The organism is Prevotella ihumii (assembly GCF_900155655.1).
Classification (GTDB): Bacteria; Bacteroidota; Bacteroidia; order Bacteroidales; family Bacteroidaceae; genus Prevotella; species Prevotella ihumii.
Genome location: NZ_LT706987.1, coordinates 338,633 through 353,376, shown reverse-complemented (window position 1 = coordinate 353,376; position 14,744 = coordinate 338,633). Strand labels below are relative to the sequence as shown.

Below are 14,744 nucleotides of genomic sequence, written 5' to 3'. Positions count from 1 at the left end.
AGCGTAGAGCCAACGAGAAAGATGGCTGCACCATATTTTTTTATATTCATAAAGTTTTCTTTCCTTAATGTTTGTTTACTGTAGCCAATGCTTCACGATTTACTACAACCTTATAAGTCTTGCGAAGGCTTTCCAACCATTCTTTTTCAAGCAATTCTTGATAGTCTGAAATTACCTGACCACGTACATCGTCCATTTCTTCTGGAGCTTTCAACAGCTTGCCGTACACAGCATCGATAGGATACTTCTCCATCTTCTTCACTTCAACATTCTTTTTGAAGACTTCTTTGTCTATCAATGTGTTATCGCCTTCCTTGAAAATACCTTTTTCTACACGAATACGAATAGTGCTATCGTTGTTGAATGTGGTGCGAAGCTTGTCGCCCCAATCCTTGAAAGCCAACTTAGCAACACATTTTTTTACAGCCTTTACATCTTCTTGCTTCTGTACGTGGTAAGCAATACCCTTATAGCGTGGCTTCTCCCAAGCATACTTTTTCTTGTTTTTCTTGAAGAAAGCCTGCAAACCAGCTTCGTCTGATGAAGCCTTGTCCCATACAGTGCGACTGCTCATCTCGATAAGCAAAAGTCCATCATAGTACTCATTGATGAGGTACTTGAGGTTAGGATTAGCAGCCTCCATTTGTTCCAATTTGTCAGCCAACAACTTTTTAGGTGTCATTCCGTTGCCTGCTTGCTTAGCAAGAGTATCAAGTTTTTGGTTGATAATCTGCTCACGAATGTTGCGAGCATCAATATAACGGCGTATATTGTTACGCACCGAGTCGTATGGTTGCATCTCTTCTTTTGCTATATATTTAATAATGTGGTAACCAAAAGGTGAAAGCACAGGTTTGCTTATTTCGCCTGCTTTCATAGCAAACACAGCGTCTTCGAACGCCTTAACAGTTTGTCCCTTTATTATGAGTGGCAGTTCACCACCAACCAAAGCTGTACCTGGGTCGCCCGAAAACTTCTTTGCCATTTCAGCAAAGTTAGCTCCTTTCTTTATGGCATTGTAAACAGAGTCGGCTCTATTGAGCATTGCATCTTGTTCTTCCTTTGATGCTTTTTGGTTTACAACAAACAAGATGTGTGCACACTTTACCAAGCCACCACTTTTAGCAATGCGCTCTTTGGTATCCTTGTATATCTTCTGTGCTTCAGTCTCAACATCAGCCTCGGTTATCATTGTAGGACGTACCTGTTGGTCACGATAAACAGCAAATTCTTGTTTGAAGGAAGTGAGCGTATCCAATTTTGCATCCTTTGCTGCTTGTACCTTCAACTTATAATTGATAAATAGGTCAACATAGTCGTTTACACTCTTCTTATCAATCACACCATCGGCATTATTCTTATTGTAAGAATATTCGAACTCAGAACGAGTTACAGGCTGACCATTTATAGTCATCACAACAGGGTCATTCTGCTGTGCGAAAGCCATTGTGCTGGCAAGCAACAAGGCTGCTAATGCTTTAATTCTCATTTCAAACAAGTATCATTAAGTGTTCCGATATACAACGAAACGTTGTTAATTCATTAAAACTTTATAGTCAAAGTTTTTCTCCATTCTCGTCTTATCAACGAAAATGGAGACAATTTATTATTCAGGACGCGAATAGTTTGGTGCTTCGCTTGTAATTGCAATGTCGTGTGGGTGACTTTCCATCACACCAGCATTGGTAATGCGCGTAAATTTAGCACCGTGCAATTTCTCAATAGAAGCAGCACCGCAGTAGCCCATACCCGAACGAAGACCACCTACAAGCTGATAAATCACCTCGTTTACAGTGCCTTTATAAGGTACACGACCTGCAATACCTTCTGGAACCAACTTCTTATTGTCGCTAATGTCGCCTTGGAAATAGCGGTCGCGTGAGCCATTCTTCTGCTCCATAGCTTCCAACGAACCCATACCACGATAGCTCTTAAACTTACGACCATTGAAGATAATGGTATCGCCTGGCGACTCTTCTGTACCTGCCACCAACGAACCTATCATTACGCTGCTGCCACCTGCTGCCAAGGCTTTTACCACGTCGCCCGAATAGCGCAAACCACCATCGGCAATCAATGGAACGTCTGTACCTTCGAGTGCAGAGTAAACATCGTAAATAGCACTCAACTGTGGCACACCAACGCCCGCTACAACACGGGTAGTACAGATAGAACCAGGGCCAATACCTACCTTTACAGCGTCAGCTCCGTGCTCAACAAGGAACTTTGCAGCCTCGCCTGTAGCAATGTTTCCTACCACTACATCGAGGTTAGGGAAGGCTGCTTTAACATCTTGCAACTTACCAATAACACCTTGCGAGTGACCATGAGCTGTATCAATAACAATGGCATCAACACCTGCTGCAACGAGGGCTTCGGCACGTTCCATAGTGTCGGCTGTAACACCCACACCAGCAGCTACACGCAAACGACCCTTTTCGTCCTTGCAAGCCATTGGCTTATCCTTAGCCTTGGTAATATCTTTATAAGTAATCAAGCCTACTAAGCGGTTGTTGCTATCCACAACAGGAAGCTTTTCTATTTTGTTTTCTTGAAGTATCTGTGCAGCGGCAATCAAGTCGGTTTGCTGATGTGTAGTTACAAGATTTTCACGTGTCATCACTTCATCGATGGTCTTATCCAATTGGCGTTCAAAGCGCAAGTCACGATTGGTAACGATACCCACCAAATGGTTTTCGCCATCAACTACAGGAATACCACCAATGTGATATTCAGCCATAATAGCCAACGCATCACGCACGGTGCGACCACGGCGAATTGTTACAGGGTCGTAAATCATTCCATTCTCGGCACGTTTCACAATGGCCACCTGACGAGCTTGCTCCTCGATAGTCATATTCTTATGAATTACACCAATACCACCCTCACGTGCTATAGCGATAGCCATCGAACTTTCGGTAACAGTATCCATAGCTGCTGTTACGAAAGGTACGTTCAACTCGATATTACGAGAGAACTTGGTTTTCAACTCTACCCCTTTGGGCAATACTTGTGAGTAAGCTGGTATTAAAAGGACGTCGTCGTAGGTTAAGCCGTCCATCACAATTTTATCTGCAACAAATGATGACATAGTATGTAAATTTGGATAATTTAAAAATTTATTGCGTGCAAATTTAGCAATAATTCTTTATATACAAAGGTATTTTCAGAAAAAATGTACACCTTATTAAATGTATTTAACCCAATATTTAGGAGTTATAGGGAGTTAACGGAGAAGTTTCCTTGAGCAAAACGAAAAATCGCTCGTTCCTCGCTCGGAGTTAAAGCCAAATGTTTTATTGCTGTGGTTTTGTCAGACCAGTCCGACTTGTCCGACCCGTCTGACTTGTCTGACTTGTCCGACTTGTCCGACTTGTCCGACCAGTCTGACTGGTCTAACCAATTTCCCAAAACTATCCCCACAATACATTTGGCTCTAACTCCCTCCTAACTCCTCCTAACTCCTTCAATTCCTCTAACTTCTTGATAAAAGGAACTAATTTTAAATTTATCAAGATGTGTATAAACAATAGTTCGTTAAAATTTGAGATAATTGCTACGCAGCTTTCCTCTGCCAGCCAAAGAGTTCTTTGATAGTATGACTAATTAACTTTCGGTTCGGTATGCTCCGACACCTGTCGAAAATTAATTTTGCAATGTATGTGCTCGCTATGAGCTCCTTGAAAGAAGCCATGGAATACGGTAGCCCGTTTTCCTTCATCATCACCTTTGCCACATTCTGTGATGCGAATGATGCGTTGTAGGAGAAGTCCAACTGATTCTTGTGCCTTGCCTGGCAATGCGCGAGTCCGGTATACTGCTTGGCATCACGGAAGCAAAACTCGATTTGGAATCTTGAGCGGTATGTGCGCAATACTTCCTCACCCGACATGGATGTCTTTGTGGAGAAGAAAAGCTTGTGCTTGCTGTTCGGCATCACCCAAATGACAAGACGCACTTTCTGCTTCAGTGCCTTTGAATAGGCAATGAGTGTGTAGGCTGTGCCTTCAAGTCCTTCGATATGCATCTTCGCCATACGCATGAGGTCGAGTTTCTTGTAATTGATTTTCCCGTCAAGTGTTTTGGGACGCCCGGGCTTATTGGAACGAGGTCCCGTGTACACATAGTATAGGCTCGCCGTATCCCTGAAACGGCTGACAAGATGAAAGCCTTGCTCCTTGATTCCCTCCACAAACGGACGGATAGAGAAGAAAGCATCAGCGACAACAATATCGGTGACCTTCAACAATTCTTTCCTGTAGCGTTTGATGACGGCAATGTAATGCTGCACAAGAGTCATGCTACGCAGTTTCAACTCTCTTGTAGAAGGGGTTTGATGGGCACGAAGCATCATACAGTTGTTGGCGTAGACATCGACAAGGGCAAGTCCCATGATTTCAAGTCCGTGTTTCATGGAACCTGCACAGCCGGACCAGAAAGTACCAACATGCGGAGTCTTCTTGCCTGACTTACTGATGTAGCTCGGATCTATGGCTATAGCCAACAGTCCGTCCATGTTCAGATAACGCCGGGAAAGGGAGAGGTTGAACTTAACCCAGTTGATGCACTTAGCCCGGCTGCGGTTGAAATTCGTTCTGTAGGTCTGCTCGCAATGGGTGCCGTAACGCTCCATTTGAGTGAAATTTATCTTTCTTTGTATCGCCATGTACAATAAGAGTATTTCCAAGAGTAGATTCTCAAAAGTTTTGCCTAATTTTGCAGATGAGCTTTTGATGGCATCTCTGCAGATTTCTGTATATTGGTCGAGTGGTTCTGATGTCATTTGCTTTATGTTTTTGCTACTATAAAGTTACTGATAATCAGCCACTTGCCCAAATTTTATTAGTTATATTAAGTTAATTAACTCTCTCATTTTCAAACGATTACATTGGAATTAACGAAGTATTGTATAAAGAGTAACCCTTTTTAGGGGAAGAAACAATTTGTTCTATTTATAACCTACCCACCTTTTCTGCGCAAAACATATAGGTATGAAGTTGCCAAAGTTCAACTTTGACAGGGTAAAACATATATGTTTGGGGTGGCAATACATATATGTTTTGGGAGGTGAAACATATATGTTTTACAAAGCAAGGGTAACTCATTCTTTTTCAATAGATTACAAACGACAATTTTAAACTTTAGAGATATTTCACCATTGTTCTATTCTTCCTCTATCAAACTTCTTGCAAACAACAATAAAAGAGCAAAAGAACAGTAGTATTATCAAAAAGAATTAGGGTAAGAAAATAAAAAAGTGGAGCAAAAACATTGCTGTTTTCGCCCCACTTGTATAACTTATAAATAACTTAAACCCAAATCGGTCGTTAGAATGAGAATGTATTTTGCGATTATTTTGAGATTTATTTTGCATATATCAAAGGAGCATAGCGGGCTATGTGACTGCAGATATAGGTAAAATAAAGCCAAAATAAGCCAAAAGACATCTCATAAGTTTCAAAAAGAATAAAGTAAGCACCTAAACTGGTCTAATGAGCGATTTGGGTTGAAATTACTCTGCAAAGAATACACCTGCAGGCATTGCGTTCTTGTTAGCAAATTCCCACTTCTTAGCAAGTGTTGTGCCATTGTCGGTAAATACAACTGTTGCGTTAGTCTGCCATACTGAATAATCCTTAAGTGATGCAAAGTAAACATCGCCTGTGATAGGGTCTACTGCCAAACTGTTGTAATACATAGCAGCATTAGGGCTAACCGATACTACGTCAACCATCTTTGCTGTAGTGTTCTTAGCAAAGTCGTGCTTGTAGATAGTTGTTGTACCACCACAGAAGTAAATGTTGTTGCCCTTTACAGCGATAGACGAAACGTGGCTATAAGGTGCTGTAAGAGGTTCAGCTATCTTGTGACGCTCAACTACTTGATTGTCGTTGCGGTTAAGGTCTATCTTGCTAATACCGTTGTAGTCGCCTGCCATTGCTGCCCACAATATGCCATTACCAGCATAGCGGATACCTGTAAGATTGCCTGGAGTTTTGATAGTTGATGCTACTTTACCATTCTCAATAACAAGAATTTCGTTACCTGTAGTCATTGCATATAGCTTACCATTGTAAACAATCATAGCCTTGTTGTCAGCTTTGCTTGTACCTTCTACGAGCGAAACCTTACCATCTTTATCTATCATATAGATATTGTAGATAGATGTATAGTTAGCTCCGAAAACAGAGCTATGCACATATATATTGTTGCCTACTACTGCTATTTGGTCTGGGTTCTTGCCTACGAGTTCTTTAGGAGAATAAGACTTGATTTTCTTAAAGGTCTTTGCATCAGCTTCAACGATAAATCCTTCGCTGCCATTGTTTTCACCAAGCTGAGAAACGATATAAACCTTACCATTGGCAAAGCACATTGACTCGGTAGTGTTGCCCAACATCTTGTTGTTCACCTTGTAATACACGCTGTCGGTATATGTGCCTGTGGTGCGGCTAACATAACCCACGTGACCATTTGTACCAAAATTGCCCTCGTTCAAAACGAATGCTCCGTTTGTGAATGTTGTAACACCATCAGTCTTGGTTACATCGTCATCATCGTCCGAACACGATGCAAAACCTGCACAAAGTGCTATTGCGCAAAGAAATAAAGCCTTTTTCATTTTGTTTTTATCAAGTTTTAAAATAATTGAATATATTCTTTATCTGTCTTACCTCTCTATCCCCCTACTTTATAGGGTAGAATGTGAAATTGCTGCAAAGATAGGTATAAACTATTAAACGGACGAATTAAAGGAAAGAAAATTAGCTGCATTTATTTGCATAATTCACACAGAGTTAGTATCTTTGAGGAAAATTTGGCAGCTCTATGGGTTGTAAACATTGCAGAAAGATATACAATGGCAGCAATACACACTTATCCGTGATTTGCCAAATAGGTCTATTTCTTGATTAACGCATAAATTACACATTATATATAATATGGCAACAACAGACGATAAAAAGATTATCTTCTCGATGGTGGGTGTATCGAAAATCATCCCACAAAACCAAAAACAAATTCTAAAAAATATTTATCTTTCGTTCTTCTATGGAGCGAAAATAGGTATTATCGGTCTCAACGGTGCAGGTAAGTCTACACTGATGAAAATCATTGCTGGTATTGAGCAGCCCACACAAGGTGAGGTGGTGTTCAGCCCAGGCTATTCCGTGGGCTATCTACCTCAAGATCCACCGCTCAACGAAGAAAAGAGCGTGAAAGAAAATGTAAAGGAAGGCGTACAGCACGTGTACGATGCCTTGCGTGAATATGATGAAATCAATCTTAAGTTTGGACAGGAGGAGTACTATGGCGACCCTGACAAGATGGACAAACTTATGCAACGCCAAGCTGAAGTGCAGGACATTATTGATGCAACAGATGCGTGGAATATGGACTCAAAGTTGGAGCGTGCAATGGCTGCGTTGCGTTGTCCTGCAGGCGATTTACCTGTTACCAACCTCTCTGGTGGTGAGCGTCGCCGCGTGGCACTTTGTCGTTTGTTGCTTCAAAAGCCTGATGTGTTGCTCCTTGACGAGCCTACCAACCACTTGGATGCTGAAAGTATCGACTGGTTGGAACAGCACTTGCAACAGTATGAGGGTACAGTAATTGCTGTAACGCACGACCGTTACTTCCTTGACGATGTGAGCGAATGGATTCTCGAACTCGACCGTGGTGAGGGTATTCCTTGGAAGGGCAACTACTCTTCTTGGCTCGACCAAAAGACAAAGCGTATGGAGCAAGAAGAAAAGACAGCTTCGAAGCGTCGCAAAACATTGGAACGTGAGTTGGAATGGGTGCGCCTTGCTCCGAAAGCTCGTCAAGCTAAGGGAAAGGCTCGTTTGAACTCGTACGAACAAATGTTGAACCAAGAGCAGAAAGAACGCGAAGAGAAACTCGAAATCTTTATCCCTAATGGTCCTCGATTGGGTAATAAGGTAATTGAAGCACAGCACGTTAAGAAAGCGTTCGGCGAAAAGACGCTCTTCAACGACCTCAACTTTATGCTCCCTCCTAACGGTATTGTGGGCGTAATAGGTCCTAATGGTGCTGGTAAAACTACTCTCTTCCGCCTCATTATGGGGCTTGAAACTACCGATGAAGGTACATTCGAAGTGGGCGAAACCGTAAAGTTGGCATACGTAGACCAACAGCATAAGGACATTGACCCTAACAAGTCGGTTTATGAAGTGGTAGCACAGGGCAACGAAACCATTCGTATGGGTGGTCGTGACGTAAACGCACGTGCTTATATCTCTCGTTTCAACTTCTCAGGAACCGACCAAAGCAAGCTCTGCGGTGTGCTTTCGGGTGGTGAACGCAACCGCTTGCAATTGGCAATGGCATTAAAACAGGAAGGCAACGTTCTGTTACTCGACGAACCAACCAATGATATTGACGTTAATACATTGCGTGCTTTGGAAGAAGGTTTGGAGGGTTTTGCAGGTTGCGCCGTAGTTATCAGCCACGACCGTTGGTTCTTGGATCGTATCTGTACACACATTCTTGCTTTTGAAGGCAATGGCGAGGTGTTCTTCTTCGAAGGTACATACTCTGAATATGAAATCAACAAGGCCATGCGCTTGGGTAACGAAGAAATAAAGAAGGGTCGTTATCGCAAGTTGATGGAAGACTAAGAGGATAAAATCTCTATAACACAGATTGGTCGGGTAAGTCGGACAAGTCGAGAAAGTCAGACTCTTCCTACTTATCCGACCTTCTCTTATCTATCGTTCTTCCATCTTTCCTTCACACAACACAATGGAAAAGAAAACTACCATATTATCTATAACGGGTTCGGATAGCACAGGAGGCTCTGGTATTCAGGCTGATATAAAGACCATAACATCGCTTGGTGCATACGCTGCAACAGCCATTACGTCTGTAACAGCACAGGATACGGAGGGCATTCAACAGCTCTACGACATCCCTGCAAACGTGCTTGAGGCGCAAATTCATTCAGCAATGAATGTTTTACGCCCTACAGCTGTTAAGGTGGGAATGTTGCGTACAGTAGAACAAGTTATAGCGGTAGACCGATTATTGAAGGAGTTTCAACCCCAATTCGTTGTGCTTGATGTTGTTGTTATCAGTAGTAAAGGGAAGATGTTGATGCCTTTGGAAGTGGTAAAAGCTGTAATAGAATTGCTTTTTCCGTTAAGTTCGGTGGTCGTAATCAAGCAAGATAGTGCTGCTTATATTCTAAAGAGCAAAGATATACGAAGCAATGAAGAGTTGGAAGAGATAGCACACCGACTTTTAAAATATGGAAGTAAAGCCATTGTCCTACAAGGTGGTGCAATTGCAAAGGCGTCACTAACAGATGTTTTGGTTGAGTCTTCCGCAAAAGAAACCCACTTCTTTACACGCCCAGGGTTTATTGACAGAATTACCCACGGTTCAGGTGGAGCGTTCTCTTCTGCCGTTGCTGTGTACCTCTGCAATGGGGAAAATATTGCTTCAGCTATCAAACTTGCACAAGAGTATATGAGCCAATTAATCCTTCGTTCTGCGGACTCTAAGCTCGGAACGAATGCTCAATTGCTCGACCATAGTAATGGGTTCGACTATCAAAACATATCCTCACGTATGTTAGAGCTCTACAATATGCTGATGAACGAGATAGCTACGCATCATAGAAGTACGGCTGAAGTGAGTTTCTATGCCAATTGTCTGAACGTTACTCCACGATACCTTGCGCAGGTAACACGACGTGTGGCAGGTAGAACACCCAAACAACTGATAGACGACTATATAATAAAAGAGGTGGAAACACATCTTGTAGGAACGACAAAGAATATCCAAGAGATAGCTTTTGCCTTTGGTTTCTCTTCACAAGTTCAATTCAATAAGTTCTTTAAAAAGATGAAACATTGCTCACCAACCACCTATCGCAAGTCGCACACATAGGATAAAGAAGAGCAACATCACTTTAAACAAGATGAAAGCTCAATGAGGAAAGCATAAGAAAACTATCTCTTAAAAATTAAGAAGCTCTCTTTTAAAAATCAAGAAACCATCGTTTTCAAATCAAAAGACCATCTTTTTAAATCAAAAGACCATCTTTTTAAATTAAGAAAGCCTTCCTTTTAAAGGAGAGAGGTTGAAGGATAGACTTTAAAATATACAAACAACTGCTGTATTCGCACAATCTACAAACAGCTCAACATAAACGAAAAAAGAATGGAAAATCAATTTTCAAGAACCGAATTATTAGTAGGTTCGGCTGCCATAGAGACATTAAAGAATAGCCACGTGTTGGTCTTTGGTGTGGGTGGTGTAGGTGGTTACGTGGTAGAAGTTTTAGCACGTAGCGGCGTAGGACACATCGACATTGTGGACGACGACTATGTTTGTCTTTCCAACCTTAATCGTCAAATCATTGCAACACACACTTCATTGGGCAAAGCAAAGGTGGATGTGGCTGAACAACGTATCCTTGACATCAATCCCAACTGCAAGGTGAAGAAGTTTCAAACCTTTTATCTCCCTGCAAATGCCGACCTTTTCGACTTCGCAAACTATGATTATGTAGTAGATTGCATCGACACCGTGGTGGCAAAAATAGACATCATAACTCGCTGCTACAACCTCAATGTGCCTCTTATCAGCAGTATGGGGGCAGCATTCAAGCTCGATGCCACCCTATTCTGTGTAACCGACCTCTACAAAACCATAAACGACCCCCTGGCAAAGGTACTGCGCAAGAAACTAAGAAAGACAAATGTGCGACACCTCAAAGTGGTTTACAGCCCCGAAGATCCCTTAGAAAGTATGGAAATAGTATCGACAGACGAAGGCACAACATCGAGCGAATACATAACAAAAACAAGCAATGAGCCAATAAAGGGGAACGAAGAGGAGATAAAAAATAGGTCTGACAACCAAAACCTTAACCCTTCGTTAGAAGAAGTTCCCACAGGTATTGCACACAACAAGCGTTCTACGCCAGCATCGAATGCGTGGGTGCCAGCCACAGCAGGACTTATTGCAGGCGGAGAAGTGATTAAAGATTTGCTAAACAATGCAGGAACAATGCGAAGAAACCAATAAACAAATTGGAAAAACAAGAAAAAAGACAGTTCTATATGGAGAGTTATAAACAGCAAAAGCAAAGCTATGTTTAGCAAAAATTAATACTCTCTTAGCACAAATTTATGCTAAATGTGAATGAAATATGAATTTTCAACAAAAAAAGATAGAAAAAGTAAGGATATAATTTTGTTTATGTTACTTTATTTAAGTATCTTTGCAGCGCTTAAATTCAAATATAACACCTAATTAAAAATACTATGCCAAATACTTTACAAGGAAATAAGAATATAACAGTATTCTATCACATTATTGCAATTTTGGTAGTAAGCATTTGGGGAGCAACGCTTGTAAACACGAAAGTAGTTATCGGTGGCGGTATGCGTCCCGAAGAAGTGTTTCTTGCTCGCTATATAATCGCTTATTTGGCGATGTGGACACTCTCGTTCAAGAAACTTTGGTCTAACAACTTGAAGGACGAATTACTTATGGTAGCTTGTGGTATTTTGGGTGGCTCGTTATATTTTATCCCTGAAAACTTTGCTGTAGAAGTAGGAAGTGTAAACGATATTAGCTTCATTCTTTGTACTTCGCCTATCTTCACAATGTTCTTTGCTATTCTTTTCTGCAAAGAAAAACTTACCAAACCTTTGGCATTGGGTACTTTAATAGCATTGGCAGGTGTAGCATTCATTATCTTTGGTGGCAATAGCACAAGCAGCACAGTTACCAATCGTGTATTGGGCGATGCTTTAGCACTGCTTTCTACAGGTTGTTTTGGTGCTTATTGCTTGTTATTACGTCCATTAGGCGAAAAGTACGGTGCAGCATTCTTAACACGTAAAATGTTCTTTTATGGTGCGTTAACCAGCTTCCCACTCTTCATCTATAAACCTTGGACTTTCCCATTGGGTCATTTCTTAACCGACCTCCCTGTAACATTCAATCTTCTCTTCTTAGGTCTTATTGCTTCATTCTTCTGCTTTGGTGCGTGGAGCTTTGTTACAGAGAAACTTGGAGCGGTAAAGACAGCCAACTACAACTATCTTAGTCCTATTTGTACAGTAATCATCAGTGCCATTTTCCTTGGCGAACAGATGACAATAGAGGCAGGTATCGGCAGTGTACTCATTCTTCTTGGTGTATCACTTGCCAACAAAAAGCCAAAGAATAAGGATGTAATAGCGGAATAAAGCTAAGCCGTTGACAAACGAAAATCGGTCGTTAGTGAGCCTTTTGAGCTACTAACGACCGATTTTCGTTTATTCATATTCTTCCGTTTCATTCACCTCGGGCAGAGCAGACATTGGTTCGATAGGTTTTGAAGCAACTGCCTTGCGCTCTAAGAGGTAAACCATTAGGTTTGCTGCATTATCGGGAGCGATGTTATCGCCCAATCGTTCACGCACCAATTCATAGTTCTGAAGCATTGCTTGACGCCCTTCTTGATGGGGTAAAATCTTATACAACTCGTTTGCTATATTGTACACCTTGAAACGATCAGCAAACAACTCTTGCACAATTTCTCTATCTGCAATAAGATTGACAAGTGAAATATACTTCACCTTAATAATATGTTTGAAGGCAAAACGTATCAATGATGGCAGTGGCGTTTCGTAACAAACCACCTGTGGAACATTGAGCAAAGCCGTCTCTAAGGTTGCCGTTCCGCTTGTCACAAGTGCAGCTATAGAGTGCGAAAGCAGTTCATACGTTTCATTTTTTATTGTCTTCGCAACGCAATTAGTTGCATATTGTCGATAATAAGCATTATCTAAGGCAGGTGCACCAGCAACTATTATTTGATAATCCTCGAAGTGTGAAGCCGCCTCAAGCATCGCAGGCAGATTGTCTTTTATCTCTTGTTTCCTACTCCCTGGCAATACAGCAATGATAGGTTTGTTGGGTAGGTTGTGCCGAGCGCAAAACGCCTCCTTTGTTTCGGTGTATTCCGTTTTAAAAGTCACAATTTCCTCTGCCGTAGGATTACCCACGTAATGTATTTTGTAATTGTGTTTCCCCTCATAGAATGGTATTTCGAACGGCAGAATGGAAAACATCTCAGCCACATCACGCTTTATGGCACGTATGCGCCACTCCTTCCACGCCCAAATCTTAGGCGAGATATAGTAGTAAACAGGGATTTGGGTGTTCTTTTTCAAGAACTTAGCTATCTTTAGATTGAACCCAGGATAGTCTACAAGTATTACCACATCAGGTTTCCACGCCACAATATCCTCCTTGCACATCTTCATACTCTTGATGATGGTAGGCAGATGGAGCAACACGGGTATAAAGCCCATATACGCCAACTCCTTGTAATGACGCACACGTGTGCCACCTACGCTGTTCATAAGGTCGCCTCCAAAGAAGCGAAAGTCAGCGTTAGCATCAAATTTCTTTAACGAAGCCATCAGTCGAGATGCGTGCAAATCGCCCGAAGCCTCTCCTACAATGATGTAATATTTCATATTTTATACAGATATTGTTCAATTTCTTGTGCACAAGTCTTCATTTCATAAGAAACTACACTTACGCTTTGCCGTCCACTACATTATATACAGCAAGGAGAAAACTACCTTTTGCCGTTTGGCTATTATTGTTCTATTCTTCCTCGTCCATCTTTCCTTTCCCCAAACATCAACTTTCACAATCCCAAACATATATGTTTGACGTTCCCAAAGTTCAACTTTGACAGGGTAAAACATATATGTTTTGGGTGGTGAAACATATATGTTTCAGGACACATCACTAATCCTTTGATTTACAATAGGTTACAAATTGCATATCGGAGTTTCATCTATAAAACAGAATTGTTCTATTTTTCTCCCCCTCACAATTTCCTCCCTATTGCTCAACCATTGTGTTCAACTGCTATTTGCTACCTATCTAAAGCATTTCAGAATTGAAAGATTATGCCTCCCAACTCTTCATTTTCTCTACCCATTCATAATCGGTTACATCGATGCGTGTAGGTGTTACAGAAATGTATCCATTCGCCAAAGCCCACTGGTCATTATCGGTTGCAGAGGGTTCGTCGTTCCTATATTCGCCTAACATCCAGTAATAATCGAAACCCCTTGGATGTTCGCAGCGAAGAACTTCATTTATCCACGAGCCACACCCCATTCGACACACCTTTAAACCCTTAAATTCTTGCAGCGCAGGGAAGTTGACATTAAGACATATTCCTTTAGGTAATCCTTCGTTTAAAACCCGTTTTACTATTTTTACCACATACGATTTTAGGTGGTCGAGATTAGCATTTGGGTTATAATCGCACGATGAGAAAGCTATCGAAGGGATATACTTCAAGCATCCTTCCTTTGCTATGCCCATTGTTCCGCTGTAATGATTGTTCACCGAAGAGTTGTCGCCGTGATTGATACCACCTAATATTAAGTCGGGGCGACGTCCGTCAAGCAATTGGTCCATTGCTATCTTTACGCAGTCGACAGGTGTACCGCTACACGACCATACTGTGCAGTTAGGAATATTATTTTGTTGTTTTAATCGCAGATAATTGCTTGCTGTAAAGGCGCAAGAGAAGCCCGAACGAGCCGAATCGGGCGCACATACAAAGACTTCAGCAAAGTCGGTTAAGAAACTTACAAGGGTTTTTATGCCGACTGCATCGTATCCATCATCATTTGAGATGAGAATTAATGGTTTGTTTGAATTCATATTTCCGTTTTCTTTTGATTGCAAAA

The 14,744-nt window shown here is 41.5% G+C and carries 11 protein-coding genes; 4 read left to right on the top strand and 7 right to left on the bottom strand.

Going from position 1 to position 14,744, the window contains the following annotated elements; all coding sequences use genetic code 11:
- Positions 1–64: 64 nt before the first annotated feature.
- The 5 genes from CZ367_RS01685 to CZ367_RS01670 form a co-directional block, all read right to left on the bottom strand.
- Positions 65–1,489, bottom strand: coding sequence for a peptidylprolyl isomerase (locus CZ367_RS01685; protein WP_077195442.1), 1,425 nt, complete (start codon positions 1,487–1,489; stop codon positions 65–67).
- A gap of 117 nt (positions 1,490–1,606) precedes the next feature.
- Complete coding sequence (gene guaB / locus CZ367_RS01680) at positions 1,607–3,091, bottom strand: IMP dehydrogenase (protein WP_077195441.1); 1,485 nt, start codon at positions 3,089–3,091, stop codon at positions 1,607–1,609.
- Between the two features lie 125 nt (positions 3,092–3,216).
- Positions 3,217–3,411, bottom strand: a complete 195-nt coding sequence (locus CZ367_RS15765) for a hypothetical protein (RefSeq protein ID WP_202613103.1) — start codon at positions 3,409–3,411, stop codon at positions 3,217–3,219.
- Positions 3,412–3,556: 145 nt separating this feature from the next.
- Positions 3,557–4,783, bottom strand: coding sequence for a transposase (locus CZ367_RS01675; RefSeq protein ID WP_077195440.1), 1,227 nt, complete (start codon positions 4,781–4,783; stop codon positions 3,557–3,559).
- Positions 4,784–5,512: 729 nt separating this feature from the next.
- Positions 5,513–6,622, bottom strand: a complete 1,110-nt coding sequence (locus CZ367_RS01670) for a DUF5074 domain-containing protein (RefSeq protein ID WP_077195439.1) — start codon at positions 6,620–6,622, stop codon at positions 5,513–5,515.
- Between the two features lie 319 nt (positions 6,623–6,941).
- On the opposite strand from CZ367_RS01670, the gene ettA reads away from it, so the two are divergent.
- The 4 genes from ettA to CZ367_RS01650 all read left to right on the top strand — a co-directional run bounded on the left by ettA (position 6,942) and on the right by CZ367_RS01650 (position 12,227).
- Entirely contained in the window at positions 6,942–8,639 is a 1,698-nt protein-coding gene (gene ettA, locus CZ367_RS01665; protein WP_077195438.1) for an energy-dependent translational throttle protein EttA, read from the top strand.
- A 124-nt stretch (positions 8,640–8,763) separates the two neighbouring features.
- Positions 8,764–9,912 carry a hydroxymethylpyrimidine/phosphomethylpyrimidine kinase gene (locus tag CZ367_RS01660; RefSeq protein ID WP_077195437.1) on the top strand — a complete coding sequence of 383 codons (1,149 nt, stop codon included), beginning with the start codon at positions 8,764–8,766 and terminating at the stop codon, positions 9,910–9,912.
- Positions 9,913–10,185: 273 nt separating this feature from the next.
- Complete coding sequence (locus tag CZ367_RS01655; RefSeq protein ID WP_077195436.1) at positions 10,186–11,055, top strand: tRNA threonylcarbamoyladenosine dehydratase; 870 nt, start codon at positions 10,186–10,188, stop codon at positions 11,053–11,055.
- A gap of 239 nt (positions 11,056–11,294) precedes the next feature.
- Entirely contained in the window at positions 11,295–12,227 is a 933-nt protein-coding gene (locus CZ367_RS01650) for a DMT family transporter (RefSeq protein ID WP_077195435.1), read from the top strand.
- Positions 12,228–12,296: 69 nt separating this feature from the next.
- Here the strand turns inward: CZ367_RS01650 and lpxB are convergent, their stop codons facing one another.
- Positions 12,297–13,505, bottom strand: coding sequence for a lipid-A-disaccharide synthase (gene lpxB / locus CZ367_RS01645; protein ID WP_077195434.1), 1,209 nt, complete (start codon positions 13,503–13,505; stop codon positions 12,297–12,299).
- Positions 13,506–13,947: 442 nt separating this feature from the next.
- On the bottom strand, positions 13,948–14,718 hold the full coding sequence (gene surE, locus CZ367_RS01640) for a 5'/3'-nucleotidase SurE (RefSeq protein WP_077195433.1): 771 nt from the start codon (positions 14,716–14,718) through the stop codon (positions 13,948–13,950).
- Between the last annotated feature and the right edge of the window lie 26 nt (positions 14,719–14,744).